30 protein-coding genes and 1 riboswitch are annotated in these 26672 nt (G+C 36.8%); of the genes, 16 read left to right on the top strand and 14 right to left on the bottom strand.

Annotated features, from left to right (window positions below; all coding sequences use genetic code 11):
- Positions 1-8 precede the first annotated feature (8 nt).
- Positions 9-578 carry a GNAT family N-acetyltransferase gene (locus AM499_RS15160; protein ID WP_053591000.1) on the top strand — a complete coding sequence of 190 codons (570 nt, stop codon included), beginning with the start codon at positions 9-11 and terminating at the stop codon, positions 576-578.
- A 48-nt stretch (positions 579-626) separates the two neighbouring features.
- Here AM499_RS15160 and AM499_RS15155 read toward each other — a convergent pair whose 3' ends face one another.
- Positions 627-1067 (bottom strand): NUDIX hydrolase, encoded by a 441-nt coding sequence (locus tag AM499_RS15155; protein ID WP_053590999.1) that lies wholly within the window; start codon positions 1065-1067, stop codon positions 627-629.
- Between the two features lie 139 nt (positions 1068-1206).
- Here AM499_RS15155 and AM499_RS15150 point away from each other — a divergent pair, with 139 nt between their 5' ends.
- From AM499_RS15150 to AM499_RS15130, 4 genes are all read left to right on the top strand, one after another.
- Positions 1207-2295 carry an AI-2E family transporter gene (locus tag AM499_RS15150; protein ID WP_053590998.1) on the top strand — a complete coding sequence of 363 codons (1089 nt, stop codon included), beginning with the start codon at positions 1207-1209 and terminating at the stop codon, positions 2293-2295.
- A 14-nt stretch (positions 2296-2309) separates the two neighbouring features.
- Positions 2310-2762, top strand: coding sequence for a PH domain-containing protein (locus AM499_RS15145; protein ID WP_053590997.1), 453 nt, complete (start codon positions 2310-2312; stop codon positions 2760-2762).
- Positions 2763-2771: 9 nt separating this feature from the next.
- Entirely contained in the window at positions 2772-3152 is a 381-nt protein-coding gene (locus tag AM499_RS15140) for a DnaJ family domain-containing protein (RefSeq protein ID WP_053590996.1), read from the top strand.
- Positions 3153-3870: 718 nt separating this feature from the next.
- Entirely contained in the window at positions 3871-4410 is a 540-nt protein-coding gene (locus tag AM499_RS15130) for a biotin transporter BioY (protein WP_053590994.1), read from the top strand.
- Between the two features lie 36 nt (positions 4411-4446).
- Here the strand turns inward: AM499_RS15130 and AM499_RS22320 are convergent, their stop codons facing one another.
- The 3 genes from AM499_RS22320 to AM499_RS15115 form a co-directional block, all read right to left on the bottom strand.
- A complete protein-coding gene (locus tag AM499_RS22320; protein ID WP_331457255.1) occupies positions 4447-4584 on the bottom strand; it encodes a hypothetical protein in 138 nt (45 codons plus the stop codon).
- A 67-nt stretch (positions 4585-4651) separates the two neighbouring features.
- A complete protein-coding gene (locus AM499_RS15120) occupies positions 4652-4966 on the bottom strand; it encodes a DUF3243 domain-containing protein (protein WP_053590992.1) in 315 nt (104 codons plus the stop codon).
- 145 nt (positions 4967-5111) lie between these two features.
- A complete protein-coding gene (locus AM499_RS15115) occupies positions 5112-5798 on the bottom strand; it encodes a hypothetical protein (RefSeq protein WP_053590991.1) in 687 nt (228 codons plus the stop codon).
- Between the two features lie 483 nt (positions 5799-6281).
- Here AM499_RS15115 and AM499_RS15110 point away from each other — a divergent pair, with 483 nt between their 5' ends.
- Positions 6282-7481: an NAD(P)-dependent malic enzyme gene (locus tag AM499_RS15110; protein WP_053590990.1), complete on the top strand. Its 1200-nt coding sequence runs from the start codon at positions 6282-6284 to the stop codon at positions 7479-7481.
- Between the two features lie 246 nt (positions 7482-7727).
- On the opposite strand, the gene AM499_RS15105 is transcribed toward AM499_RS15110, so the two are convergent.
- The gene (locus AM499_RS15105) at positions 7728-8222 is read right to left on the bottom strand and encodes a hypothetical protein (protein WP_053590989.1); all 495 of its coding nucleotides are present in this window, start codon (positions 8220-8222) and stop codon (positions 7728-7730) included.
- Between the two features lie 290 nt (positions 8223-8512).
- Between AM499_RS15105 and AM499_RS15100 the strand changes: the two genes are divergently transcribed.
- Complete coding sequence (locus AM499_RS15100; protein WP_053590988.1) at positions 8513-8851, top strand: DUF6054 family protein; 339 nt, start codon at positions 8513-8515, stop codon at positions 8849-8851.
- A gap of 53 nt (positions 8852-8904) precedes the next feature.
- Here AM499_RS15100 and AM499_RS15095 read toward each other — a convergent pair whose 3' ends face one another.
- The 5 genes from AM499_RS15095 to AM499_RS15075 all read right to left on the bottom strand — a co-directional run bounded on the left by AM499_RS15095 (position 8905) and on the right by AM499_RS15075 (position 14048).
- Positions 8905-9861 carry a DMT family transporter gene (locus tag AM499_RS15095; protein WP_053590987.1) on the bottom strand — a complete coding sequence of 319 codons (957 nt, stop codon included), beginning with the start codon at positions 9859-9861 and terminating at the stop codon, positions 8905-8907.
- A gap of 13 nt (positions 9862-9874) precedes the next feature.
- Entirely contained in the window at positions 9875-11101 is a 1227-nt protein-coding gene (pepT, locus tag AM499_RS15090) for a peptidase T (RefSeq protein ID WP_053590986.1), read from the bottom strand.
- A gap of 36 nt (positions 11102-11137) precedes the next feature.
- Positions 11138-11791: a lysoplasmalogenase gene (locus AM499_RS15085; protein ID WP_053590985.1), complete on the bottom strand. Its 654-nt coding sequence runs from the start codon at positions 11789-11791 to the stop codon at positions 11138-11140.
- Between the two features lie 118 nt (positions 11792-11909).
- Positions 11910-12317: an RDD family protein gene (locus AM499_RS15080; protein WP_053590984.1), complete on the bottom strand. Its 408-nt coding sequence runs from the start codon at positions 12315-12317 to the stop codon at positions 11910-11912.
- Positions 12318-12350: 33 nt separating this feature from the next.
- The gene (locus AM499_RS15075; protein ID WP_053590983.1) at positions 12351-14048 is read right to left on the bottom strand and encodes a M3 family oligoendopeptidase; all 1698 of its coding nucleotides are present in this window, start codon (positions 14046-14048) and stop codon (positions 12351-12353) included.
- Between the two features lie 161 nt (positions 14049-14209).
- Between AM499_RS15075 and AM499_RS15070 the strand changes: the two genes are divergently transcribed.
- Positions 14210-14965: a DUF2087 domain-containing protein gene (locus tag AM499_RS15070; RefSeq protein WP_053590982.1), complete on the top strand. Its 756-nt coding sequence runs from the start codon at positions 14210-14212 to the stop codon at positions 14963-14965.
- A gap of 9 nt (positions 14966-14974) precedes the next feature.
- On the top strand, positions 14975-15337 hold the full coding sequence (locus AM499_RS15065) for a GIY-YIG nuclease family protein (protein WP_331457253.1): 363 nt from the start codon (positions 14975-14977) through the stop codon (positions 15335-15337).
- Between the two features lie 352 nt (positions 15338-15689).
- Here the strand turns inward: AM499_RS15065 and AM499_RS15060 are convergent, their stop codons facing one another.
- Together AM499_RS15060 and AM499_RS15055 are read right to left on the bottom strand one after the other, a co-directional pair.
- The gene (locus tag AM499_RS15060) at positions 15690-16277 is read right to left on the bottom strand and encodes a YdcF family protein (RefSeq protein ID WP_231687475.1); all 588 of its coding nucleotides are present in this window, start codon (positions 16275-16277) and stop codon (positions 15690-15692) included.
- An 18-nt stretch (positions 16278-16295) separates the two neighbouring features.
- The gene (locus AM499_RS15055) at positions 16296-16937 is read right to left on the bottom strand and encodes a glycerol-3-phosphate acyltransferase (RefSeq protein WP_053590980.1); all 642 of its coding nucleotides are present in this window, start codon (positions 16935-16937) and stop codon (positions 16296-16298) included.
- A gap of 137 nt (positions 16938-17074) precedes the next feature.
- Positions 17075-17189: riboswitch (SAM riboswitch) on the top strand.
- Positions 17190-17356: 167 nt separating this feature from the next.
- Between AM499_RS15055 and AM499_RS15050 the strand changes: the two genes are divergently transcribed.
- Both AM499_RS15050 and AM499_RS15045 read left to right on the top strand, forming a co-directional pair.
- The gene (locus tag AM499_RS15050) at positions 17357-18649 is read left to right on the top strand and encodes an O-acetylhomoserine aminocarboxypropyltransferase/cysteine synthase family protein (RefSeq protein ID WP_053590979.1); all 1293 of its coding nucleotides are present in this window, start codon (positions 17357-17359) and stop codon (positions 18647-18649) included.
- Positions 18650-18777: 128 nt separating this feature from the next.
- Positions 18778-19764, top strand: coding sequence for a homoserine dehydrogenase (locus tag AM499_RS15045; protein ID WP_053590978.1), 987 nt, complete (start codon positions 18778-18780; stop codon positions 19762-19764).
- A gap of 94 nt (positions 19765-19858) precedes the next feature.
- On the opposite strand, the gene AM499_RS15040 is transcribed toward AM499_RS15045, so the two are convergent.
- Complete coding sequence (locus tag AM499_RS15040; protein WP_053590977.1) at positions 19859-20089, bottom strand: excisionase family DNA-binding protein; 231 nt, start codon at positions 20087-20089, stop codon at positions 19859-19861.
- A gap of 101 nt (positions 20090-20190) precedes the next feature.
- On the opposite strand from AM499_RS15040, the gene AM499_RS15035 reads away from it, so the two are divergent.
- Positions 20191-21057 (top strand): DMT family transporter, encoded by an 867-nt coding sequence (locus AM499_RS15035; RefSeq protein ID WP_053590976.1) that lies wholly within the window; start codon positions 20191-20193, stop codon positions 21055-21057.
- Positions 21058-21263: 206 nt separating this feature from the next.
- Here AM499_RS15035 and AM499_RS15030 read toward each other — a convergent pair whose 3' ends face one another.
- Entirely contained in the window at positions 21264-21920 is a 657-nt protein-coding gene (locus AM499_RS15030) for a LytR/AlgR family response regulator transcription factor (RefSeq protein WP_156316809.1), read from the bottom strand.
- A gap of 205 nt (positions 21921-22125) precedes the next feature.
- Here AM499_RS15030 and aceA point away from each other — a divergent pair, with 205 nt between their 5' ends.
- The 4 genes from aceA (at position 22126) to AM499_RS21435 (ending at position 26664) form a co-directional block, all read left to right on the top strand.
- Complete coding sequence (gene aceA / locus AM499_RS15025) at positions 22126-23409, top strand: isocitrate lyase (RefSeq protein ID WP_053590974.1); 1284 nt, start codon at positions 22126-22128, stop codon at positions 23407-23409.
- Positions 23410-23440: 31 nt separating this feature from the next.
- Positions 23441-25036, top strand: a complete 1596-nt coding sequence (aceB, locus tag AM499_RS15020; RefSeq protein ID WP_053590973.1) for a malate synthase A — start codon at positions 23441-23443, stop codon at positions 25034-25036.
- Positions 25037-25063: 27 nt separating this feature from the next.
- The gene (locus AM499_RS21875) at positions 25064-25186 is read left to right on the top strand and encodes a YhfH family protein (RefSeq protein ID WP_197275562.1); all 123 of its coding nucleotides are present in this window, start codon (positions 25064-25066) and stop codon (positions 25184-25186) included.
- A gap of 111 nt (positions 25187-25297) precedes the next feature.
- Positions 25298-26664, top strand: a protein-coding gene (locus tag AM499_RS21435) for an IS3 family transposase (RefSeq protein WP_156316808.1) whose coding sequence is annotated in 2 segments (ribosomal slippage) — positions 25298-25796 and positions 25796-26664 — 1368 coding nt in all. Because the reading frame shifts where the segments join, the coding sequence is not laid out codon by codon here.
- Positions 26665-26672 lie beyond the last annotated feature (8 nt).

Below are 26672 nucleotides of genomic sequence, written 5' to 3'. Positions count from 1 at the left end.
GAGAAGAGATGGATATGGATATAATGTTTGATCACTTTCCAGTATTGGAGTCAGAAGAACTAATTCTTGGGAAAATAGAAGAAAAACATTTACAGGATTTGTTTAGACTATACGATAATGACAAAGTTTTTGAATACTGTGGGATCATCCCAAAGCACAATATACAAACGGTAAGCAAAATGATTGGCCATTTTGAGAGAGACTATCAAAAAAGAAGCAGAATCAAATGGGGAATCTTTCAGAAGAAGGATAGTCAAAAATTATTAGGAATAATTGAATGTATGGATTTTAACCAAAAAGTTAACTCGGTAACTATTGGATACTATTTGGCTGAAGAGTGTTGGGGCAATGGAATTGCGACAAATTCAGTACAGCTGATAGTAAAATACTTGTTTGGAGAAGTTAATTTGAATAGAATTCATGCAGAGGTCATGCCTGCCAATGAGGTTTCAAAGAAAGTACTAAATAAGAATGGTTTTATAAGAGAAGGTCTGTTAAGGCAAGCTACCTTGTGGTCAGGTAAAGGGATTGTCGATTTAGAGATTTACAGTTTGCTTAAAGAGGATTACGTAGAATAAAAGAACATTCATATTAACTTGCCTACTTGAAGACGAGTTTATGTAGCATTACAAAAACTCGTCTTCTATAAACTTTCGATAAGATGTCAGTATGCCATCTGGTAATTGTTTAGGAGAATAAAATTGAAGACTAATTGTTTCGTTTTGATCTGGTGTGATATTTCCAGTATATTCAGATGTTTTATAGACAGCTGTCACAGAGTAAAATTTATCCCCATTTGGATTTTCCGAATAATAATCTGGCCCAGAATATACGTTGCATAATGTTAATCTACCAAGTCGGAGTCCTGTCTCCTCAAAAACCTCTCTTCTTGCGGTATCTTCTAAGCTTTCTCCTAACTCCATTAACCCACCAGGCAATCCGAAAACTCCACGCTCTCGTTCCTGCAACAATAATTCCTTTTTATCATTAAAAATAAGTACAACAGCTCCGGGAAGTATCAGTGGGTCATGTCCAACATATTGTCGTAGTTGTTTGTAATATTCCATATATTCTTTGTCCTTTCAAAAGCAAAAGTCTTGCTAACAGTATAGAACAAAAAATGGTAAGATACATTATAAAGTGAAACCTCATGTATTATGAATCGTATTAGATAATAACGAAATTATTCGAGGATGTGAGCACTAGTTGACGAACAAGCGTTGGTTTCAAGTGGGAGTAGCCATTCTCCTTACATTATTAATAATTTTTATGTTCATGAAAGTGAAAACAATTTTTTCACCATTAATAATTGTCGGGCAAACAATATTTATCCCATTATTAATTGGTGGTGTCTTATTTTATTTATCAAGACCCCTTCAGAAATGGTTGGAGTCAATAAAGTTCCCAAGATGGGCAAGTATCATATCGGTGTTTATCGTAATTGGGTTAATCGGTTGGGGATTTTATGCATTAATAGGACCACCACTTACAAAACAAGTGAATGACCTAGTGAAAAATACACCGGCATTTATTAATGAGGTAGAGGACTTAACAAAATTCGCATTTTCTCAAAAAGACAAGCTGCCAGATCTTCCGGAGTCCGTTCAAAAAACGATAGAAGATACGACGGGCAAAATAGACACGATTGCAGTTTCTATTGGTTCTTTGTTAATCCGATTCATTCAAAACTTGTTCCAAGGAATATTCTTACTAGTTCTTGTTCCTTTTTTCCTTGTATATATGTTGAAGGACCATGAAAGGTTTGCACCTTTTATTGCGCAGTTTTTTAAAGGGGAAAAGAAAACTTGGATTCGAAAAACATTAGCCGATATTGATGATACATTACGTTCTTACATTCAAGGGCAATTATTTGTAAGCTTTTTAGTCGGACTTATGTTATTCATCGGTTATTTTGCTATAGGCCTAAAATATGCCTTGCTACTTGCATTATTCGGCATGATGATGAATGTAATCCCGTTTTTAGGCCCTTATATTGCGGTAGTGCCTGCTCTAATTATTGCATTGATTCAAGAGCCAAAGCTTGCAATTTACGTAGCTATTATTATGCTCATATCTCAACAAATCGAAAGTAATTTTATTACACCAAATGTAATGGGTAAATCATTGGATATTCATCCGTTAACTGTAATAACAATTATTTTAGCAGCCGGTAATATTGCAGGCTTATGGGGGATTATTTTAGGTGTCCCTACTTATGCAGTAGTTAAATCAATACTAAAAAATCTGTATGCTCATCGGGAAGGAATAAAGGATGCTGCCACAGAATCAATATAGATAGAGGTGATCTCATGACATTTCAATCAAAAAGAGATCGGTCATTTATTAATCTAATTATTATAGCTGTGATCATCATAGCTATAGCGACACTTTGGCCAGTTGTATTTGAGTTGTATTTTACTGAGTCTCCTGACTTAGTAGCCATTTGGATAATGGTTATCTTATTTGTAGTGATGACAGGATTTATCCTATGGATTTCTTTTGATATTGAATACACTTTTAAAGAAGATTACTTATTAGTCCGTGGAGGTCTTTTTAGAAGTAAAATTCCATATGAAGACATAACAAAAGCGAATCCGACATCTCAAATTCTTGTTGGATACCGAATTCTTTCCTCTAAGGATGCCTTAGAGATTCATTATAAAAAGGCATTCATGGGAAGTGTTATTATCTCTCCTGAGAATCAGAAAGAATTTTTAAAGGTTTTAAAAGAAAAAGTACCGCAAATTCATATTGTAAAGTGAGGTTTTAACATGGAAAACTTCAATAAACCAAGCAATGATTTAATCGGTGATATCTTAAAAAACTATGAGAAAACAGGCGGAATGGATAATTTGAAAGGGCAAGGAAAACCTCTGTCAGATGAATATTTTTCTGGTGACATATTCCAACACTTTCAAAAAATAGCGAAGGATGCTGGATTCAAGCCACATTGGTTAAAATTGCAGCATGAAATTAGAGATGAATTAAAAGACATTGCTGAAAAGTACGTGAAGGGGCAAAAGACCGACCTACAATTCAGAGTAACAAAAGTGAATGAAAAAATTATTCAGTATAATAAGTCTTGTCCACCTCCTATGCAAAAAGGAGTTGTTCGATTAGAAACAATCGAGTCAGCAAGTCAAAGATGGTAAATAAGCAGAGCCCTACTTATATGATCTCTGTACAGTAAAGGTATCGAGAAGGCGACTTCTCGATACCTTTTATCTTTTATATGCTTACGCACATGTCCAAGGGATGAGCTTCTTCAAATTCATACCGTAAAAGTAAGCATCGCCGACATGGACAATTTGCTTCTCCTTTGTATTGGCAAAGACATGTTCATTCGTTTCGTTACGTTTACATTTATGTTAAAAGTGGCGAAAAATATCTGCCAAATAGTAATCCCAAATATGACGTTGAACCGTCTTTTAATAATATCTACTTTAGGTACACTTGGAGAGAAAAGGGAAGTCAGCATTGATTCCTGGCAACTCTTACAGATCACGTTCATTAAAATCATTTCTAGTAATCATGATCCGCCACCCCGAAAGAATACGTATTTTTTGTAAACGCTTGGATCGATTGGAGCGGAGGGTGGCGACTCCAGCGGGAAAAGCGGGACAGTCGAGACCCTGGACGGAGCGTAGCGAAATTAATTTTTGCGACGAGCTTGCGCAGGAGCAAGGGAAGCGGCTCGGCCCCGCCCGCGGAAAGCGTCCGCCAGGAGTGAAAATCTACAGTCTGTACAGAGCCCTATTTATAGTGGAGCTCTGTTTTTTATATTGACGAAAATCTTATTTTTTATTATGATACCTTTGTGTTAACTTGTTGTTGAATAAAGTTAACTCATTTTACGTAGGGGGAAATTATATGAGAAATAATCGTTTGAAAATGATGATTGTCGCAGCTTTATTTGCTGCAATAATTGCAGTTGCTGCCCAACTGATGATTAATATTCCGCCAGTACCGTTTACATTAATGACAATAGCGGTAATGCTGACAGCAACGATTCTTGGGAAAAAATATGGATCCTTGGCGGTTACTGTATATGTTTTAATGGGGTTAGTAGGAATTCCAGTATTTGCAGGTATGAAGAGTGGACTGGGAATCATTTTAGGTCCAACAGGAGGGTATCTTATTGCCATTATTCCAGCAGCTTTGTTTATAGGATGGTACTTAGAAAAATTTAAACATACGAAAGTCCAAGCGATTATCGCAAATATGATAGCCGTTCTTATTATATTAATTATTGGAACAGTTTGGCTAAAAGTCGTTGCAGATCTTCCATGGAATGGTGCATTTAAAGGTGGAATGCTTCCGTTTATCTTACCAGATCTTGCGAAAGCAGTAGTTGCAGCTCTGTTAGGGGTTATTATTAGAACACGTTTAGTATCAGCAAAACTAATATAACAAAACAAGCTCCGAGGTGGCTCGGAGCTTGTTTTGTTAGTTTGGGGAGTACCGTTCTTCACTTATAGAACGATCTTTTGTGTGGTGGTGGTAGTTTTCGTCTTGTACTTTCATGTTCAGTTCTTCCACTTGAATGGCATCTACTGTTTGCATGTCTTCATGCATATCGAACAAACTTTGTTTCCTTGTTCTGACCCCATCCGGGTTATCAAGAAATGGACCTTCAGCATCTTTACGAACTCTATCCTTCATTTCTTACGAGGTTTAACAGCATATGGCTTAGTGCGTGTTGCTCTTCTTTACTTCCACTATTCCATAACTGTTGTAGAAGATGTTCTTCACGGTTTCGAGGATCCTCATGCTTTGCTAAGTAGCCAGCCACTTTTTCAGTAGCCTTTGCTAAAGCCTCGTCACTTAAGCCCAATTTTTCTCCAGCAGCCACTTTTTCAGATAAATAAGATTTGAATGCAGAAAAGTTTTTTAGAATTTCTTCTTTTTCTTCTGTGCCAATGCTATTGAGCTTATTGTCAATGCGTTCATCTATTTTGTTTCCCAAGCTTTCTCACTCCTTTGATATTAGACTCTTATTAGCTATTCCCAAAGCTAAGTCAAACATGCATGAGAAAAGTTTATTTTATTTTCAAACAAAAAGTTGTATTCGTAGGCATAGTTTCTGTCTAGTCTTGAAGGCTTTCCATATTTCAAATGGGGCAGAATCCACATTTTTGAAGTCCGGGAATATCCTTTGAAAAACAGCAAGTAGTTCGTACGGTTGTATTGATTAAATCAGAAGGGCTTTTACCTTTCAAATAATGAGCTAAAAAAGATTTTGTTGTAAAGTTTTTCCAAATGTCTTCATCTTGGAGTAGCAACCAATCTTCCTTCGCTTGTATCGAAGTTACGGGATTATCCATAAAAACATAGTAATGCCACAGTAAATAGCCAAAAACATTCTCCCATAGCGTCAGAGGAGAAATACTACATTGTGACCGAAGCTGTTGGATAATTGTATAGCATTGCTGATGCCAAACCATTTGAATATCATCGGCGCGATGATCACGTACATCCCGGTAATATTTTGATGGGATATATGTGCTAATGGTTTTATTTCCGTACTCAGTTGTTGCAAAGTATTGAAGTTCTTCCAGTGGTCCATCCCAAATTTCATCATATAAAGTCATCATATAAAATTGCATCGAGACGAACATCCCGACTCTTCTCATGAAGAATGAGGCAGCAATAGGATCATTGGAAGCTCCAGAGATTAACTTAATTACAGGGAGTGCCATATCTACGCTTTTTGCATGGAAAATGGTAGTACCACTTGGTTCAACATACACACTATAATTATTCAATTGTTTGATTTGGTCATTCGTTAATGTTGTCATAACCCTAGTATACAATTTTTTTAATTTTTAGTTGACTTTTTAATTGAAAATGATTATCATTACCATATAGAAACTTACTCTTAATGTGAGAAGGTTCTAACAGCGACTTTTCTCCAATCGTAGCTGATCATCGCACACTTAACCCCCTCAACGTTAAGTCAGTGCATTCATGTTATCGGTAACCAATGTGGTTGCCGATTTTTTTGTGCAAATAAAGACCAAATGTATTTCATCACGTAATCGAATTAAAGACAAAAAATAAAATTGTTTAATGTGAAATGTATAGCTAATACTAATGGTATAAAATTCGAAACAAAGTCAGTGATCGCCTTGTTTTTTGTAGAAAATTATAGGTCATTGTGCAGCCTTTCACTAAATTGACTTTACTACACTAAATCATTATAATTTTCAGAATATATAGCTATTTAGGAGTTTGAGTTCCTAAAATGCCAATAAAAAATATATAAAGGGAGAAGTGAGGAGATGGATTTAAAAACAAAAGCTTTAAATTTACACCGAACGTATAAAGGGAAGATGGAGATGATTTCAAAGGTACCTATGGAAAGTATGGGGGATTTGAGCTTAGCTTATTCCCCTGGAGTTGCAGAACCTTGTATAGAAATAAAAAATAATCCATCTACTATTTATGATTACACGATGAAGGGAAACTTAGTAGGAGTAGTTACGGACGGTACAGCCGTTTTAGGTTTAGGTGATATCGGACCTGAAGCAGCATTGCCTGTAATGGAAGGAAAGTCAATTTTATTAAAACGTTTTGCCAATGTCGATGCTTTTCCAATTTGTTTAGACACAACAAATGTAGATGAGATTGTGCAAATTGTAAAAGCAATAAGTCCAACCTTTGGAGCAATCAATTTGGAAGATATCTCTGCTCCACGATGCTTTGAAGTGGAAGATCGACTTCGACAAGAATTAGATATACCTGTATTTCATGATGATCAGCATGGAACAGCAATTGTCGTTGGTGCGGGACTACAAAATGCAGTGAAGTTAGTTCAAAAGGATATTCCTTTATTAAAGGTTGTTATAAATGGAGCAGGTGCGGCCGGAATGGCCATTTTAAGAGTTCTTCAACAGCTGGGTTATCAACAGATAATCATGTGCGATTCAACCGGAATTATTTATGAAGGTAGAGAACAGGGCATGAATCCGGTTAAAGAGGCAATTGCAAGCACTACGAATCCATTAGGTTTAAAAGGAACATTAAAAGATGCTATGGATGGTGCAGATGTATTTATTGGAGTTTCTGTAGCAAATATTCTAACGAGAGAATTAATTGATGCAATGAATCCTAATCCAATTGTTTTTGCATTAGCAAATCCTACGCCTGAAATTGCTTATGATTTAGCAAAAGAGTGGGGAGTTAAAGTCATTGCAACGGGGCGTTCGGATAATCCGAACCAAGTAAATAATGTATTAGCTTTTCCAGGAATATTCAGAGGGGCTCTAGATGTAAGAGCGACTGATATAAACGAAGATATGAAGCTGGCGGCAGTTCAGGCAATTGCTTCTCTTATTGACGAAAGTGAGTTAAGGGAAGATTACATCATTCCAGATGCTTTTGATGAACGTGTAGTAATTGCTGTTGCAGAAGCGGTTAAAGCAGCGGCAATTGAATCAGGCGTGTCTATCCTTTATCAACCAGCATTAAAAGAAGTATAGGTCTATAGAATAGTTTTAAGATGGTGTTTAATGTTGAAAATAGCAATGCAAAATCAACTAATAAAGAAGGTTAATCGTAACGACCGTCATTAATTATCGGAAAAGAAAACCAGAACATTAGAAAGTAAGGTCTACATCAAATGATGTGGACCTTTTATTATCCAAAGGATGTGGTCACTCTTGCGATGCAAGTTTGACACAGCCAGTATTTAAAAACAACAAGACCGATCAGACGGCAATGTTTTTTTAGTAAAATGGGGCTTCAAAGTAAAAGTCAGCTATCGTTCTTAGGTCCTGAGGGTCTAGTTCATCGAAATTGATTTTTGAAAGGTTGTCCTTTGTGAAATCTATACTATAAACTGCATAATCGATTGAATCCCCGTTTTCCTTTTCGTACGGTATTTCAACTATTAGCGTAAGTTCCTGTACATCATCTTGCATTTGTATTTCTTGCAATAATAGTATACAACTAGCGAGTATATCAGCTTTGAATTCTTCCAATGTTTCACCCATAAAAGCAAAGGTAGTTACTATTATTTTCAATTTCCCATTTTCATCATTATATTCTATCGTTTCAACAGCTTGCTCTGGTGTATCAACTCGATGGCCGAAATACTCAACGATGGCATCTTTCATTTGATCTTCTAGAGACGCTTCTGCACCTTTTTCCTTGTTACTGTTACTATATGTACAGCTAGCAAGGAGTAAAGTACAAATAAGTATAGATAATAATCCTTTCAAGTCAATGACTCCCTTATCAAATAGATTCTTGTAAATTATAAAGGGTAATCCAAAAGTTTGAAAGGTTTATAAAATGCAAGAGATATAAGTAAGAATGATATTTTTGAAATGGATAAGATCCTAGAATTGACGGAGCTAGAGGGATTATTGAAAACGACTCAATACGATTTGTGCAAGCATCGAAAACAGATAATTGCTATTAAAGTTCGCGATTAACAGTTATCTAATATTGTAGAAACTTTTCTCTTAACCAATCGTAAATAAAGTATAAGAGGAAGAGGGGGAGAAAAATGGATGTGCGTGAGTTTTATGTATCCTTGTCACCTAAAAGGGCATTAGACATTCTTCAAGAATCCTTAATACAAGGGAGCATCTCCGGTGCCGTTGTGGATGTTTATGAGCGAATGGTAGGAGAACATCAAATAGTTGTATGCGTTCTAGAAAAGTATTATATGCGTACGAGTAATCGTACTTCATTAACGGTTACAATTGATAATCTAGAAAGTAATACTAAGGTGCACGCAGCTGCATCAGGTGGTGGAGAAGGAGCGTTTTTTAGATTTGATTGGGGAGCTGGAGGGAATTTTGTCGGTAGTGTGGAAAAAGTGCTTGGAGAATATAAACTATAAAGGCAAAAAAATTGCAGGGTTATGAAGTAAAATAATTCATCGCCCTGCAAATTTTATTTTGTTTTTGGAACGAGCAGTTTAGAATTTAAAACCTTCGTATAGTAGCTATGTAAAAACATTCCTAAAATAATAATAGCAAGTCCGATTAGGGCAATTGGTGCAGGTAAAGGAACATGAAGTAACCACATTTCACCGATAATAACGAAAATAATTTCCGTCGATTGAGTCGCTTCTACTGCTGCGAGTTTACCTTGATGGTCACGAACACGGTCAGTTGCCATAAAAAATAATATGGTGGCAATCACACCCGAGCTAACCGCTACAATAAGCGATTGAAAAACTTGGTCCATAGATGGTAGTCCTACCGTGAAAATAGCGTAAATAGATAATATAATCCAAGCAGGCATCGATGCGATTGTCATACCTAAAACGCGCTGAAAGGTATCTAATCTTCCGTTTAAATGATCCATCATTTTTCTATTTCCGAGTGGATAAGCAAATGCAGCCACAATCACAGGTAAAACTCCTAAAAAGAACATGCTCATCTGAACGGATTCTGTATTTGGAATTTGGATTAAGATAATGCCTATTAATATAATGAGAGAAATAAAAAGTGATACCATTGGTATTTTTTGTTTAATCAGCTCACCGTCTATTTTTAAAGCAAATAATGGGGCAAGAAGAACACCGGCGATAATTGTAAATTGCCACATGCCTGATATTAACCAACCTGGTCCATAAGCTGCTGCAAAGGTTAGAGGTGCGTAAAATAATACGAATCCCACAAAGCTCCAAACGAGCCAAGTAGAAGGAGAAGCTTTCATTTCCTTAAATGTTGTGGATAACCCTTTTTGATAACCGACGATGATCAATAAGAAAGGCACCATGAAAAAGTATCGGAGGGAGGAGCTCCAAAGCCAGCTCCCACCCGATATTTCCATTGATCGATTAAGTATAAAAGTTACTGCAAAAAATAATGATGCTAAAACTCCTAATAATATTTCACGCACAGGTACACCTTCTTTAAGCTTGTTTTTCGAATGATTGAATAATTCCTTTTAGGACTTCCGTTGATTTCTCCATTACATCTACTGATATATATTCATATTTACCATGGTAATTTTCTCCACCAGTAAAGACGTTTGGAGTTGGCATTCCCATGTAGGAAAGCTGAGAACCGTCTGTCCCTCCACGTACTGGAATAATTAGAGGGTCGATATTGAGTGAGATCATTACTTCTTTTGCTACATCGACAATTTCCATTACAGGTGAAATTTTTTCACCCATATTGTAGTATTGATCATTTAATTCCACTGAAATAGCGCCTGTACCGTATTCTGCTTTGATTTTCTCGGCAGTGTCTAAGAACAATTGCTTTTTCGCTTCGAATTTTACTCGATCATGATCACGGATGATATAGCTTAACTCTGTTTTTTCAACGTCCCCGTTAAAGTTCATCAAATGTATAAATCCTTCATAGCCCTCTGTTTTTTCAGGTACTTCATTAACTGGCATATGTGATTGGAACTTAGTCGCGATAGTAATAGAGTTCACCATTTTTCCTTTTGCAGAGCCAGGATGAACGCTTGTACCGTTCGTTATAACTTTTGCTCCAGCCGCATTAAAGCTTTCAAATTGCAATTCACCAAGTGGACCTCCGTCCATTGTATATGCAAATTTTGCTGCGAATTTTTCTACATCGAATTTATGTGGTCCGCGACCAATCTCTTCATCGGGAGTAAAGGCAACACGAACTTTTCCGTGTTTCACTTCAGGGTTTTGGATGAAATATTCCATAGCTGTCATGATGATAGCTATCCCAGCTTTATCGTCAGCACCTAAAAGTGTTGTGCCATCCGTTGTAAGCAAAGTATGTCCGACATAATTTGAAAGCTCAGGGAAGTCTTTAACAGTCATAACTGTATTTTCGTTCAGTTGAATGTCTGATCCGTCGTAATTATCAATTCGCTGAGGGTTTACATTTTTCCCTGTATAATCTGTAGCTGTATCCACGTGAGCTAAAAATCCGATTGTCGGAATTTCCTTATCTGTATTGGAAGGTAATGAAGCAAATAAATAACCGTTTTCATCTAAAGTAATTTCTTCTAACCCAATCTCAGCTAATTCTTTTTCAAGTACATGGAGCAGATCCCATTGACCTTCCGTTGATGGGCAGGTTGTGCTTGATGCATTAGATTGTGTGTCTATTTTTGCATAACGAGTTAAACGCTCGATTAATGTTTCTTTCATGAGAAAAAAACCCCTTTCCAAATTAAAAGCATATATTTATTTTAGCAGATTCTTTCGAGATGCGGAATAATGAGCATATATGCTATAGGCAAATAAAAACTGGGCTCCATAATAGGAAATCATTATAAGAGCATCAGAAAAAGGAATAGATATTATAAATCGATTAATAGCAAGCACCGAGTCCGAAAAAATAAATGAAATAGCACCAATAATTGCGAATTTATTTGCTGTTTGAAGAGCATTCCAACCCATTAATAAAATAACAACAATATAAATTACCACAGCAAAAGCTAAAATATTTTCTCCTTCTGCCCAAAGAGTCCCTGCTATCCATAATACCATTCCAATTCCATAAGCAATTAGAAGAGCTGCTGCCCACTTTGGAATAGTCGATACTTTAATATGGCGGAACGCAAAAATATACCAAATATGTCCAATTAAAAAGGTAATGAGTCCAGCGATAAACCAATAAATTAAACCATCCGCCCACATGCAAATAAATAGACCTATCATGATTAGCGATTTATATCTTTTTGATTCACCGGATGGTTGGATAAATGCAAAAACTAATATCAAAAACATCGGAATTATCTTAAACATCATTTTAATTCCTATAGGTTCATTCGGTATAAGGAAAATATACGTAACTCCCATTATTGCTATTAATAGACCTAAAATTTTACTCCACATAATAATACATGCACCCCTTTACTATACATTCGTTTTTTTCATTAAATATCCTGCCCTATTGTACGGGTCAAAAAATAAAAAAAGAACAAGCATCTCGGTAGATACTTGTTCTTAGATATCAATCAACAGGAGGATTGCTTGTTACGTATGTTCCAGCGATAAAATCATGGATTGCACGCTTATCTTCACGTAAGCCTACCATAAAAGCACTAACAATCAGACCTATTCCTAATGTGACTACATATACGAAACCTGCTACAATAACACGCATAAGCATTGTTCCAAAGCCTAATTTGGTGCCATCAAATTTGACGATACGGATGCCTAACATTCTTTTGCCTACTGTGTATCCGGTCCATAATACTGGAACAATAAGAGAGTAAAGAAGATTTCCAAAGCTAGTGATTGGTGATTCCTGCCAATGCCCGAAAAGAAGAAAGCTAATAATAGACAATGGAATTCCTATTATTATAAAGTCTAATAAACTTGCCCCTAGTCGTGCCCAAAAACCAACTGGATTCAACATGTTGCAACTCCTTTTTTATTCTTTTCTATTTAACTATAAAGCTGCGTCATCAACGCCATCTAAATACTTCTCAATCGAACCAATAACGGACTCGACACAGCCTTCTTCAAATGGAGATATTAAATTTGCCTCAGCTACTAACTTAGTGAAAGATTTCGATCCACCTAGCTGGCAAAGGTGTAGATAATCTTTCCAAGCTGCTTCGTGATCTTCTCTGGAACGCTTCCAAAATTGGAACGCACAAATTTGAGCCAACGTGTAGTCAATATAATAAAACGGACTTGCATAAATATGACCTTGGCGTTGCCAGAAAGCACCAGCTTCCAAATAGCCATTTCCGTCATAGTCACGATGAGGTAAATAAATTTCCTCAATCTTTTTCCAAGCGGATTTACGCTCTTGAGGTGTCATTTCAGGATTTTCATATACGACATGTTGAAATTCGTCCACTGCAACCCCATACGGCAAGAATAGAAGGCCGCCGCTCAAATGTGCAAATTTATATTTTTCTGTTTGTTCTTTAAAGAATAATTCCATCCAAGGCCAAGTAAAAAATTCCATACTCATCGAGTGGATTTCACAAGACTCAAATGTTGGCCATACATACTCAGGTATACCTATATTACGGCTTGTAAACACTTGGAATGCGTGACCCGCCTCATGTGTCAACACATCGATGTCTCCAGATGTTCCATTAAAGTTTGAGAATATATAAGGAGACTCATAGTTATCGATAAATGTACAATAACCTCCAGATTCCTTCCCTTTTTTCGCTACTAAGTCCATTAAATCTCGGTCAATCATGAATTGGAAAAACTCTGCTGTCTCAGGAGATAACTCATCATACATTTTCTTTCCATTTTCAACAATCCATTCCGGAGAACCTTGTGGTGCTGCATTCCCAGACAAGAAATTCAGAGATTCATCGTAGAACTTTAGCTTTTCAAACCCAATTCTTTTTGCCTGACGCTCATAAAGTTTTGTTGCAAGAGGAACGATGAAATCACGAACTTGATCACGAAATTTTTTCACCATTTCCGCATTATAGTCAATGCGATTCATACGTATATAGCCAAGCTCCACAAAGTTTTTGTATCCAAGCTTTGTAGCAATCTCATGACGTACTTTTACAAGCTGATCATATATGTCATCAAATTTATCCTCATGTTCTTTAAAAAAGCCGAATCTTGCTTCCGTTGCTTTCTTACGTACTTCTCTATCAGTTGATTCACCGTAAGGTCCAAGCTGGGCAAGTGTTAATGTTTCGCCGTTAAATTCAACTTGAGCAGAAGCAACAAGCTTAGAATAGTCAGAAGCCAATTTATTTTCTTTCTGCATAAGTGAAATTACTTCTGCGGAAAATGCTTTAATTTGAAAATCAGCAAGATCAAATAATTGGCTTCCCCATTTTTCTTCTAATTCTTTACGGAATGGAGAAGCGACTAGTGCTTTATAATATTCTGTAATTAATTCTTCGACCTCTGGGTTTTTTTCATCAAAAAAATCACGCTCTTTTTGGTAAAACTCATCATTCGTATCAATTGATGCACGAATGTACACTAAATTAGCTTGTGTTGAATAATCATTTCGAAGTGCATTTAGTTCTTCAATTGCAACACTTTGTTCTTCAACGGAAGTAGCCTGTTTGAATTTTGTTAATGCATCATTAAATTTTGTTTTTTCTTCTTCTAAATTTGGTCTTTTGTACTCATAGTCCTTGAATGTAACCAATGAAATTCTCCTCCTGTACGTTCTTTCGAAAATCGAAAGGTCTCATTTCCATTGTTCATTATTTTCAGATTTATTGCAACAATAATTTACAATTGATTTTAAGTAAACAATATTATATTATGTCTATTATATAATAAATATTTGTGGGGTGTGTTTATAAAATGGAGATATCTGAATTATTTTGGGATGCAAATGCAGAACAATTGAAAGTTGGTTATGTGGAAGAGAAGGAAGATTATGTTTGTTTATTATGTGGTGAAAGAGTGGAAAAGGGAATTATTTATCCAGAAGCCACTGTTTTGTATGAAGCGGAACGTTATATGAAACACCATATTGAAAAGGAACATGTATCTGTATTTCATTATTTAATTGGATTAAATAAAAAATTAACAGGATTGACAGATCATCAAAATAGCTTACTTCGATTGTTTTACGAAGGTAAGAGTGATGCAGACATACAGGCAGAATTAAGTATAGGTAGTGCCTCTACGATACGTAACCACCGATTTGTATTGAAGGAAAAAGAACGCCAAGCAAAAATCTTTATAACGATGATGGAGTTGTTAAAGGAAAAAGACAGTCATGCACCAACCTTTTTGCCGCTTCATAAGACTGCAACGATGGTGGACGAACGATATAACATTACGAAAGAAGAGCAAGAAGAGATAGAAAAGAAGTTTTTTTCTAAAGGTATAGATGGTCCTCTCATAAAATTTCCGAAAAAAGAAAAACAAAAACTGGCAACTCTTAGGGTGATCATACAACGATTTGACTTAGAGCGAGTATATAAAGAAAAAGAGATAAATGAGGTACTAAAAAATGTATATGCTGACTATGTCACATTAAGACGTTACTTAATAGAATATGGGTTTTTAGATAGAAAAGATGACGGCAGTGAGTACTGGGTGAAAAAATAAATACGAGGAGTGGGGAAATTGGATCGTAAACTGGAACTGAAACAAGCATATAAAGAAGTAAAGATTGAAGGTGGAATTTATGTCATAACGAATAAACAAAACGGTAAAAAATTCGTTGGATCCACACGAAACTTCAAGACGTTAAATGGCACGAAGTTTACTCTAGAAACAGGGACACATACAAATAGAATACTTCAAGAAGAATGGCAACAATTCGGCAAGGATGCGTTTGAAATTGAACAAGTAGAGACACTGAAAACACCAGAAAATCAATACGTAGACGAAAAGAAAGAACTAGAAAAGCTTTTAAACAAATGGATGGAGCAATTACAACCATTTGGCATTAAAGGATATCATACGAAGAAAGAGTGACCCAGAAAAGGCTTTCTAATAAACGAGGAAGCCTTTTAACTATTTTTGGAGAAATTACTTTACATATATAATCTTTGGTTTTGGATGAAAAATTCTTTTATAGAAAACATAATACATTATCTAGCTATGCAAGGTGACTTGATTGCATATAGTACAGCTACATTTAGACTATATAGCTAAAACATAATGTTTGATGTAACACTAGAAGTGATTTGACATGGCTATAAAGTAGATGCATCGATTCGTACAATGCATTTCTGATCAGGAAATAGGGCTGTATGTAAGGAACTCGTATTTCAAGATGTATTCGTAATTGTTGCAGATATAAAAAATAACTCCGAGGGATTCGGAGTTATTTCCCAACAATATAGGTCTTTAAAAGTGCGGCGCGCTCACGTAAGCGTACTTTCGCTTCTACCACTTCGGGGGTCTGTGCTGCTACCACGTCCGTTTTCCATTCTAGCTTTTTGGCAAGTATTTTTGCTCGCTGTAGGTGATAGTCACTCGTAATGATCGTTATAGACTTTACGTTATCTGGCAAAAGCTCTTTAGAAAACAACAAGTTTTCATAAGTAGATGTCGACTGATCTTCAATGATTAGCCTCTCTTCTGCTATCCCATTCTCCAAAAGAAAATTTTTCATTACGACCGCTTCCTCAATATCTTCATCGTCTCCTTGTCCTCCAGAAAGTACCAGGGTGACATGAGGATATTCGTTTGCATACGCAAGTGCTGATTCCAATCTGAATTTTAATGCAAGCGAAGGAATATTCCCTTCTTTTACTTTTGCACCAAGGACAATGGCGTAATCGTTGGAACCGTCAGCTTTAGGGTTTAATCCTTCATCCATCCATTTGCTAGTTAGCATCCACAATCCAACTCCGCTGGAAGCGAGAACAAATAAAGGGATAAGCACAATCCACCTCATTTTTTTAGACATTCCAATTCACTCATTTCTTTATAAAGAAGGTTTTTTTCTTTTTATAAAAGTAGAAATTCTCATCTCTTCCTTACGAGCTAAACGACGAAAGTTTTCGATATGCAATATGAGTGCCATCACGAATAAAAAGCTTGCAATTGCAATTGGTATATATCCTTCTGAAAACCATATAGCCTCGCCTAAAAAAACAAAATAAAAAACAAATACTCCAATTAATAAATAGTCCGTTAAAAAAGTTGTGCCAATTAATAATAAAAGTCCGATCAATCCTAAAGGCCAATAAATTGCAAAAAGTATGCCGATTACAGAAGCTGTCCCTTTTCCTCCCTTAAATCCTGTGAAAATGGGAAAGTTGTGACCTAAAATGACAGCAGCCCCCGCTAAGTAAAGAAGTGCATCCTGTTCTAATACTGAAAAGTTACCATATTGCTGCATAAAAAATCGTGTTCCAGTAATAACCAATACACCTTTTATTATATCGATAAAAGCTACGAGTATTCCGTATTTCATTCCAAGCACAATGGCTGCATTAGAAGCACCTGAGTTTTTAAGACCTTCTGCTTTAATATTGATTCCACTAAAAAACTGAGCAATCTTTGAACCATGAATGGAACCAATTAAATAACTAACTACTGAAATACAAATAATCCATATTACCATTACAACACCTCCAAAAGTAACCCCCATACATTAAACGTACAAGCCTAAAAGAAGTTTCAGAATTTTTATAAAAAGTACTTGACGTAAAGATTAATAGAGTCTTATACTGTGTAACAAGATGGAATACTAATCTAATACTCTTATCAAGAGTGGCGGAGGGACTAGGCCCTACGATGCCCGGCAACCAACAAGTTTTATACTTGGAAAGGTGCTAAATCCTACAAATTCACGAGCGAATTTGGAAGATAAGAGGAGGAATATGCGAAACCGCACCCCTCTTCTTAAAGAAGAGGGGTTTTTGTTGTTTGTCCGATTAACGATACGTTTTCCGGCTAAACATAAGTGCTTTCGTATTTCTCAAAATCCTCTCCCGCCTCCATATGCGTCCATCTAAAACTATTATTTAGGAGGAATTCAAAATGACAAATTTCCAACCAGAAACACTTCTTTTACACGGTGGTCAGCAACCAGATCCAGTTACAGGTTCACGAGCAGTGCCAATTCACAAAACAACTTCTTTTGTATTTCGTGATACAAACCATGCCCAAGATTTATTTGCATTAAAAGAGTCTGGCAATATTTATTCACGTATAACTAATCCTACTGTAGATGTTTTTGAACAACGCGTTGCTCTACTTGAAGGAGGAACGGCTGCTGTTGCACTTTCTTCTGGTATGGCGGCAATTGCATTTTCCATTTTGAATATTGCGGGAGCAGGCGATGAAATCATTGCAGCGGAAAACTTATATGGTGGTACATTTAATTTATTCGCACATACATTGCCTCGTTATGGAATTCACGTAAAATTTGTAGATTCTACTGATCCAGAGAATTTTCGAGCAGCAGTAACGGATAAAACAAAAGGGTTCTTTGCTGAAATTATTGGAAATCCGAGCTTGAATGTGCTAGACGTGGAGAAAGTTTCAGCAATTGCAAATGAAATCGGTGTTCCATTGTTGGTAGATAATACATTTGCAAGCCCTTATGGTGCTAACCCGATTAAACACGGTGCTCACATAGTTATCCATTCAGCTACTAAATGGATTGGCGGTCATGGAACAACAATTGGGGGAGTAGTTGTAGATGGTGGTAACTTTGACTGGAATTCCGAGAAATTCCCTGGTTTTACTGAACCAGATGTAACCTATCACGGACTACGATACGGCATTGATGTTCCGAACGTAGCGTTTGCCATAAAACTACGTGTTCAATTGCTTCGAGATTTCGGACCTTCGTTAAGCCCTGAAGCAGCATTTTCTTTTTTACAAGGTTTAGAAACCCTTCATCTTCGTGTGCCAAAGCACAACGAAAATGCACTGAAAATTGCAGAGTATTTATCAAACCATGAAGGGGTAGAATGGGTAAATTATTTAGGCCTGGAAAATCATCCTTCCCATGAACTTGCACATAAATATTTACACAATGGCTTTGGCTCTATCTTAACTTTTGGCGTAAAGGGTGGAAAAGAAGCGGGCAGACATATTATTGATAATATAGAAATTTGGTCGCATGTAGCAAACGTAGGAGATGCGAAATCATTAATTATTCATCCTGCTTCTACGACTCATCAACAATTAACTCCTGAAGACTTAGTGAAATCAGGTGTTACCGAGGACTTAATCCGCTTGTCTGTTGGTCTAGAGGCAGTAGAGGATTTACAAAATGCACTTGATAAAGTACTTGTAGGAAAAACAAATGTCCTCTCTAGATAGAATTTTGTTGTTAATTGGGCTAAAATAGTCTACAATATGTAAAATAGTCAATCGTAATTTTACGAAAGAGATTTTATTAAATATGAATGTGGAAGCTCAATTGTGCAAATTCATTTGGAGGAGAAAGTATGGCAAAAATAAAAGCAGCGATTCTAGGTTTCGGAACAGTCGGCCAAGGAATTTATCACATTGTGAATGAAAAAAGAGAAGAATTAAAAAAATCATTAGGCTTAGATATTGAAATTAGTGCGATTTTAATTAATAATTTGGCAAAAGAAAGACCTGAAACGCCTGGTATTCTAGTAACAGACGATTTCGAGGATATTATTAATATTCCAGGTCTTCAAGTAGTGTTTGAAGCGATTGTGAACGAGGAACCAGCTTATAGCTATTTATGTAGAGCGATTGATAAGGGATGTCATGTGATAACGGCGAATAAAGTGATGTTCTCTAAATATAGTATTCAACTTCATGAACGTGCTAAGTCACGAGGAGTTTTTATCGGATATGAAGCTACAACAGCTGGTGGCGTTCCAGTAATTAAAACACTTAAAAATTTACTACAAGTGAACTCAGTAAAGAAAATTCAAGGTGTTTTAAATGGAACATCTAACTATATTTTGACACAAATGCGTTTAAATGAATGTCAGTTCGATGATGCTCTACAAGAAGCGCAAGCTCTAGGCTATGCTGAAGCAGATCCATATAATGATATTTCTGGTCAAGATGCATTCCGTAAGTTGATGATTCTTAGTGCACTTGCATTTAGAAAACAACCAAACTGGGATGATGTACGTGTAGTTGGTATTAACGAGATTTCATTAGAGGACGTGAAAAAAGCAAAGGCAGAAGGATTTCGTTATCGCCATGTAGCAGAAATTGAGCAAGACGAAAATGGAGAGCTTTTCGCTTCTGTAGGACCACAACTTGTTGGTCCTGACCACCCGTTATATGCTATTGAGGGTGTAAACAACGCTGTTTCCTTAGATACAAACTATATCGGTACACTTACACTAGTTGGTCCTGGAGCAGGTATGTACCCAACTGCAAGTGTCATGGTAGAAGATTATGCAGAGATTATCGGCAAACGTGCAGGCTTTATGATTACCATTTAAATTATCTCATGTTTAGGGATTACTAAGTACTGTTCAACAGATATAAAAAGAGAAAGGGTGGAGTGAAGTGACTTTGTCACCTTCACTCCACCCTTTAATCTTCATCTTTTACGTCCAAATCATCCGGAATTGGAGTATTGCGCCACTCATCTATTTGGCGTCTTAGTTCTTCGATTTGCTGCAAATGCGTATCAAATTGAGCGCTATTAATGTAATAATCTTCTCCATCAAAAATAGCACGAATTTTTTTTTCTGCAATATATCTTTTTACTTGTTCAATAGGCATTGATAAATAATTCGCAGTTTCTTCCACTGTCATATACATAGTGAATGCCTCCTATCTTTATTAGTATAAGATACGATTGTCACTATCTCAATATGTGCTATATTGAAAGTTAATATATAGAAGGTGGTGGGAGTAAAGAAATGTCTGTTTTACCATACATATTTGTACTACTAGGAGCTATCTTATGGGGTACGACGGGTACTGCACAAACGTTTTTACCAGACAATGCACATCCATTTATTATAAGTGCGGGAAGGTCTACGGTAGGTGGTTTTTCTCTATTGATCATTATGGTTTTATGGAGAAAAATAAAATTTAAAACTTGGCCTTGGAAGGAAACGTTCTATGCAGCAATTTGTATTGCACTTTTTCAACTATTATTCTTCTCTTCCGTTAAACTGACAGGTGTAGCGATTGCAAGTGTAGTTGCTATAGGAAGTGCCCCTGTATTTTCGGGAATCATTGAATGGCTCTTTTTAAAGTTACGACCATCTCGAATATGGGTAATCTCGACATTATTTGCAATCGTCGGATGTTTGTTTTTATTTTTAAACAAAGGTGAGATTACTATAAATCCAATTGGTATCATGTATTCTTTAATAGCAGGTATGATCTTTGCGTTGTACACGATATCTAGTAAGTCCTTATTAGAAAAGGAAGAAGCGATACCTGCTGTAGCAATGACATTCTCAGTTAGTGCATTGTTGCTCATGCCTTTCTTCTTTATATATGATGTAAGCTGGTTAAAGGAAGCAGGAAATATTGGAATTATTTTTTACTTAGGTCTAGCCACTACTAGTATTGCGTATGTGTTATATGCTAGAGGATTAAACAAAATACCTTCATCGTCCGCACTTACATTGTCTTTAGCAGAACCTACAACAGCTGCTATTTTAGGTGTGTTCATAGTTGGAGAGAATCTTAGTACGATGTCTTGGATAGGAATTTTGTTACTACTTGGAAGTATTGTAGTGTTAACTATTGGTAGTAAATCAACCAAAAAGTAGCTTGTGAGATAGAATATGAGATTTGCCTTACATGGCAGATCTCTTTTTCTATTTAATGGCAAAGCGCAACCAATTTAATGCTGACCGAGACCATATCACGAAGAAGAGAGACCAATTCTCGAGTAACCGTAACCAAATGTAAACTAACCGCGACCATTTCTCCTTATAAAAGGTTAACTTCTTATAGAAACACTCCTACGAAACTCTTAAAATCCCAATACATTTCTAACTTCAGCATTATAAGACTGGCTGACAGGAAGTTCTGTACCATCTTGAAGAAGCACCAACAGATTAGACGAAAAATCACGTATGATGCGATCGATAAAAGATATGTTCACGATATATGAGCGGTGAATTCGTAAAAAGGATTCAGGAAGACGCTGCTGTAATTCCTTCAATGGAATATTTGTTTTATATGGTTCTTTGTCGGCATAAAACCATGTTTTTTTTTGTAGACTTTCCATGTATGCAATTTTTTCTATTGGTATTGGACGCCATTCTTCTTCGAGTTTACCTGTCAAAAATCGATAAGGAGGAGCAGTTGGTACAGTTGGTTTAGGGGGAAGTATAACAACCACTACTGCATTTCCCCCATTTATATTTATCGGATAACCTACTCCGTAATATGGGAGCTGAAAAAGCGTTTCATCTATTACAGCCTCTGTTCTACAACCGCATTTTAAAACTAAATCTGCAATGCTTCCTGGGTTTATCTTTTGTCCTTCCTTAATACGTAAATCATGTTTTCCTGCCATGTAATAGATGTACTGATCACCCATTGCTATTGCAATAGAGGCCTCTTTGGGAACCCACTCTTCTAGCAAAATACTATACTGTTTCAAGTAATCTTTCGAAATTTCCATTGCTTCTCCTCCATATTCTAAATTTTCTGCATTCATCCGTCTTATTTGTTGTTCATCCTAAAATAATCCTCTCTTATCCTAAAAACGATACAAACAATTCTAAACTGTTATATATTAATGTACAAGAAAAGTAACTGTTATGATACAGTAAGAAAGTCATATTTTTCAGACAGTTATAATTATAAATTTGAGGAGTGTGTTAAATATGTCAACGAGACAACAACAAGTGGAAGAATTACGTAAAGATTGGGAACAAAATGAACGCTGGAAGGGGATTGAACGCCCGTATTCACCGGAAGAGGTAATTAAACTTCGCGGCTCCATTCAAATTGCACATACGTTAGCTCGTAAAGGTGCAGAACGTTTATGGTACACACTTCATACGGAAGACTTTATAAATGCACTTGGAGCTTTAACGGGAAATCAAGCAGTACAACAAGTAAAAGCAGGACTCCAAGCAATTTATTTGAGTGGTTGGCAAGTAGCGGCAGATGCGAACCTTTCTGGTCAAATGTATCCGGATCAAAGCTTATACCCAGCAAACAGTGTACCTGCTGTAGTAAAACGTATTAACCAAGCTTTCCAGCGTGCAGACCAAATTGACCATGCGGAAGGAAGAGAAGATGGTTTTGACTGGTTTGCTCCTATTGTTGCAGATGCAGAAGCGGGATTTGGTGGACCTCTAAACGTGTTTGAATTAATGAAAGGTATGATTGAAGCAGGAGCAGCAGGAGTTCATTTAGAAGATCAACTTGCATCTGAAAAGAAATGTGGACATTTAGGTGGTAAAGTACTTCTTCCAACACAAAATGCTGTTCGCAATCTAATAGCGGCTCGTTTAGCGGCAGATGTTTCAGGTGTACCAACTGTATTAATCGCTCGTACAGATGCTGACGCAGCAGATATGGTAACAAGTGATATCGACTCTCGCGACCATGATTTTATTACAGGCGAAAGAACTCCTGAAGGATTTTATCGTACTAAACCAGGGATTGAGCAAGCTATCGCTCGCGGCTTAGCGTATGCACCTTATGCAGATCTAATCTGGTGCGAAACATCTCACCCGAGCTTAGAGGAAGCAAAACAATTCGCAGATGCTATTCACGCAGAGTTTCCTGATAAAATGCTAGCATATAACTGTTCACCATCCTTTAACTGGAAAGCGAACTTAGATGAAGAAACAATCGCAAAATACCAAGTTGAACTAGGAAAAATGGGATACAAGTTCCAATTCGTAACGCTAGCTGGATTCCATGCATTAAACCATAGCATGTTCGAATTGGCACATGAGTATAAAACAAAAGGAATGGCTGCATACTCTAAACTTCAACAAGCAGAATTTGCAAATGAAGCAAAAGGTTATACAGCTACAAAACATCAACGCGAAGTTGGAACTGGATACTTCGATGATATTTCCCAAGTAATATCAGGGGGTACTTCATCTACTACTGCAATGAAAGGCTCTACTGAGGTGGCACAATTTTCTTGATAAGTAAAGTTGATTGGAGGCTGAACGTTGGATGGAACAAGCAATAACAAAAAAAGTTGAAATTATAGGAAAAGAAGTAGATGGGATTCAAGAAATTTTAACTCCCGAAGCACTAGACTTTGTAGCATCTCTTCATCAGTTATTTGATGAGAGAAGAAAAGAATTGCTGGAAGCACGCCAAGTACGTCAAGAAAAGCTGAATAATGGGGGTACATTAGACTTTTTGCCAGAAACAAAAGAAATTCGTAAGGGAGAGTGGACTATCGCTCCACTTCCTCAGGATTTACAAGACCGTCGTGTTGAGATTACTGGTCCTGTAAATCGTAAAATGGTTATCAATGCGTTAAACTCTGGTGCAAAAACGTTTATGGCTTGTTTTGAAGATGCAACTTCTCCAACTTGGGAGAATATGATCGAAGGCCAATTGAATATGCGAGATGCAGTGCGAAAAACTATTTCTTATAGTCAGGATAATGGGAAAGTATATAGTTTGAAAGAGGAAGTAGCGGTTCTTCTAGTACGCCCTAGAGGGCTTCACCTTTTGGAGAAAAACGTTCTAATAGATGGGAAACCGATTTCCGGTAGTTTCTTTGACTTTGGACTTTATTTCTTCCACAATGCAAAAGAGCTTATCGCTCGTGGAACTGGTCCTTATTTCTATATCCCCAAGTTGGAAAGCCATTTAGAAGCAAGGCTTTGGAATGAAATCTTTGTTTATGCTCAGCAACAACTGGGAATTCCAAATGGAACAATCAAAGCAACTGTGTTGATAGAAACGATAATGGCCGCATTTGAAATGGATGAAATTTTATATGAGTTACGTGATCATTCGGCAGGTCTAAACTGTGGACGTTGGGATTATATATTTAGTTATATTAAACGACTTCGCAATCAGCCGCATGTAATCTTACCGGATCGTGGTCAAGTAACAATGACATCACCTTTCATGAGAGCGTATACGCAACTGTGCATTAAAACATGTCACCGACGTAATGCCTCGGCAATTGGAGGAATGGCAGCACAAATCCCGATCAAAGGTGATGAAGCTGCTAACGAAGCGGCATTTACAAAAGTAAGTGAAGATAAACGAAGAGAAGCAACTGATGGTCACGATGGAACATGGGTAGCGCATCCAGGTTTAGTACCAGTTGCATGGGAACAATTTGACACGCATATGCCAACACCTAACCAAATCCATCGAAAACGGGAAGATGTTCAAGTAACAGCGGCAGATTTACTCGAAGTGCCTGAAGGGACAATTACAGAAGAAGGTCTTCGATTAAATTGTAGCGTAGGGGTTCAATATATAGCATCATGGTTACGAGGAAATGGAGCAGCACCTATCAACAACTTGATGGAAGATGCGGCGACAGCAGAAATTTCACGCACGCAAGTATGGCAGTGGATTCGTCATCCAGAAGGAAAACTAGAAGATGATCGTAAAATCACTATTCCACTAGTGGAACAAGTTCTAACGGAAGAATTAGGAAAACTAAAAGCTTCCTTTGGCAATGAAGCATATTTAAAAGGCAGATACACAGAAGCTGCTGAACTGTTTCTTTCATTAGTGAATAAAGATGAATTTATCGAATTTCTAACATTGCCAGGCTATGAAAAAATTAGTTAAAAAAACATATTATAGGAGGTGATTTGCATGAAAATAAAAAAACAAGAAGCAAATACAAAACATTGTCGCGAATGTGGATGTGTTATTCATGAGCAAGTAGAATCATCCTTATATGAATGTGAACGCTGCATCGGCACGAACGAAGAATAACTTAGACACATAGACAATGGAAACCGCAACACAAATAGCCCTATCTTTCTTTCTAAAGAGTGAACTGCCCCGTAAATGTTAGACATCAACTAACATTTACGGGGTGTTTTTATGTCTAAATATACAGTAGAAGTTAAATTAGAAGCGGTGGAACGCTATTTAACTGGAAACCAAAGCTATAAAACTATTGCAGAAAGCATTGGCGCAGCTAAATCTCAAGTCATTACTTGGGTAAAACTATTTGAAGCACAAGGTGAACATGGTTTTCAGAAAGACGACTATACAAGTTACTCATCAGCGTTTAAACTAGACGTACTCAATTTTATGATCAAAACTGGTGCGTCTCTTCGAGAAACCGCAAGCACATTTAATATTTCTTCCCCTAGTACCGTGTATAAGTGGGAACAGTTGCTTAAGACAAAAGGAATGGACGCGCTTGAACCAAAGAAAAAGGGGCGTCCATCCATGAAAAAACAAACGAAGAAAATTATATCACCAACATCCACTCCAGCAGAAGACTCAGTCGAAGCTCTGCAAGCGAAAGTCGAGCGTTTAGAAATGGAAAATGCTTATTTAAAAAAGTTAAACGCTTTAGTTCAGACGCAGGAAAAATTACAAACAAAATCAAAGCGCAAGTAATTTTTGAACTAAAGGGACAATATGAGGTCGTGGATTTAGTTGAGGTCGCTGACATTCCACGCAGTACTTATTACTACTGGGAAAAACGATTGGATCAAGTCGATAAATATGAAGCGGGAAAAGAAGCCATTAAGATCATTTATCACGAACATAAGGGTCGTTATGGTTACCGTCGCATCGCGAAAGAACTGCAGAAATACGGTTTTACTCATGACCCGAAGACCATCAACCGCTTGATGAATGAAATTGGTTTAAAATGTGAGGTCCGTATGAAGAAGTATCGCTCTTATAAAGGAAACGTTGGGAAAATCGCTCCTAATGTACTACAACGTGATTTTAAGGCAGAGAAAATGAATCAAAAATGGGTAACAGACGTGACTGAATTCCATCTATTTGGAGAAAAACGTTATCTGTCACCTGTTCTTGATTTGTGTAATGGAGAAATTATCGCATATAAAGTCATGAATCGACCGGTCTACCAACTTGTAGGAGATATGTTAGACGAAGCTGTTCAGCGCCTCCAGCCAGGAGACGAAGTCATCCTTCATTCCGATCAAGGCTGGCATTATCAAATGAAAAAATATCAACAGACATTACAAGCACATCAAATTACACAGAGTATGTCTCGTAAAGGGAACTGTTTAGATAACGCAGTCATTGAAAATTTCTTTGGTCTATTAAAGTCTGAACTGCTTTATTTACAAGAGTTTGAGAGCATGGCGCATTTTGAAAAGGAATTAGAAGAATATATGGATTATTATAATCACAAGCGAATGAAGGCAAAATTAAAAGATCTGAGCCCGGTAGAATACCGAACACAGATCTTAGAAGCTGCCTAAATTATTTG

The sequence above is a fragment of the Bacillus sp. FJAT-22090 genome, assembly GCF_001278755.1.
Lineage (GTDB): Bacteria > Bacillota > Bacilli > Bacillales_A > Planococcaceae > Psychrobacillus.
This window is presented reverse-complemented; position numbering and strand designations above follow the sequence as displayed.

What these genes read in the sequence shown, in the direction of transcription:
- AM499_RS15160 (WP_053591000.1), top strand. Translation starts at nt 9, where the DNA reads ATGGATATGGATATAATGTTTGATCACTTTCCAGTATTGGAGTCAGAA.
- AM499_RS15155 (WP_053590999.1), bottom strand. Translation starts at nt 1,067, where the DNA reads ATGGAATATTACAAACAACTACGACAATATGTTGGACATGACCCACTG.
- AM499_RS15145 (WP_053590997.1), top strand. Translation starts at nt 2,310, where the DNA reads ATGACATTTCAATCAAAAAGAGATCGGTCATTTATTAATCTAATTATT.
- AM499_RS15140 (WP_053590996.1), top strand. Translation starts at nt 2,772, where the DNA reads ATGGAAAACTTCAATAAACCAAGCAATGATTTAATCGGTGATATCTTA.
- AM499_RS15130 (WP_053590994.1), top strand. Translation starts at nt 3,871, where the DNA reads ATGAGAAATAATCGTTTGAAAATGATGATTGTCGCAGCTTTATTTGCT.
- AM499_RS15115 (WP_053590991.1), bottom strand. Translation starts at nt 5,798, where the DNA reads ATGACAACATTAACGAATGACCAAATCAAACAATTGAATAATTATAGT.
- AM499_RS15110 (WP_053590990.1), top strand. Translation starts at nt 6,282, where the DNA reads ATGGATTTAAAAACAAAAGCTTTAAATTTACACCGAACGTATAAAGGG.
- AM499_RS15100 (WP_053590988.1), top strand. Translation starts at nt 8,513, where the DNA reads ATGGATGTGCGTGAGTTTTATGTATCCTTGTCACCTAAAAGGGCATTA.
- pepT (WP_053590986.1), bottom strand. Translation starts at nt 11,101, where the DNA reads ATGAAAGAAACATTAATCGAGCGTTTAACTCGTTATGCAAAAATAGAC.
- AM499_RS15085 (WP_053590985.1), bottom strand. Translation starts at nt 11,791, where the DNA reads ATGTGGAGTAAAATTTTAGGTCTATTAATAGCAATAATGGGAGTTACG.
- AM499_RS15080 (WP_053590984.1), bottom strand. Translation starts at nt 12,317, where the DNA reads ATGTTGAATCCAGTTGGTTTTTGGGCACGACTAGGGGCAAGTTTATTA.
- AM499_RS15070 (WP_053590982.1), top strand. Translation starts at nt 14,210, where the DNA reads ATGGAGATATCTGAATTATTTTGGGATGCAAATGCAGAACAATTGAAA.
- AM499_RS15060 (WP_231687475.1), bottom strand. Translation starts at nt 16,277, where the DNA reads ATGTCTAAAAAAATGAGGTGGATTGTGCTTATCCCTTTATTTGTTCTC.
- AM499_RS15055 (WP_053590980.1), bottom strand. Translation starts at nt 16,937, where the DNA reads ATGGTAATATGGATTATTTGTATTTCAGTAGTTAGTTATTTAATTGGT.
- AM499_RS15050 (WP_053590979.1), top strand. Translation starts at nt 17,357, where the DNA reads ATGACAAATTTCCAACCAGAAACACTTCTTTTACACGGTGGTCAGCAA.
- AM499_RS15045 (WP_053590978.1), top strand. Translation starts at nt 18,778, where the DNA reads ATGGCAAAAATAAAAGCAGCGATTCTAGGTTTCGGAACAGTCGGCCAA.
- AM499_RS15040 (WP_053590977.1), bottom strand. Translation starts at nt 20,089, where the DNA reads ATGTATATGACAGTGGAAGAAACTGCGAATTATTTATCAATGCCTATT.
- AM499_RS15035 (WP_053590976.1), top strand. Translation starts at nt 20,191, where the DNA reads ATGTCTGTTTTACCATACATATTTGTACTACTAGGAGCTATCTTATGG.
- AM499_RS15030 (WP_156316809.1), bottom strand. Translation starts at nt 21,920, where the DNA reads ATGGAAATTTCGAAAGATTACTTGAAACAGTATAGTATTTTGCTAGAA.
- aceA (WP_053590974.1), top strand. Translation starts at nt 22,126, where the DNA reads ATGTCAACGAGACAACAACAAGTGGAAGAATTACGTAAAGATTGGGAA.
- aceB (WP_053590973.1), top strand. Translation starts at nt 23,441, where the DNA reads ATGGAACAAGCAATAACAAAAAAAGTTGAAATTATAGGAAAAGAAGTA.
- AM499_RS21875 (WP_197275562.1), top strand. Translation starts at nt 25,064, where the DNA reads ATGAAAATAAAAAAACAAGAAGCAAATACAAAACATTGTCGCGAATGT.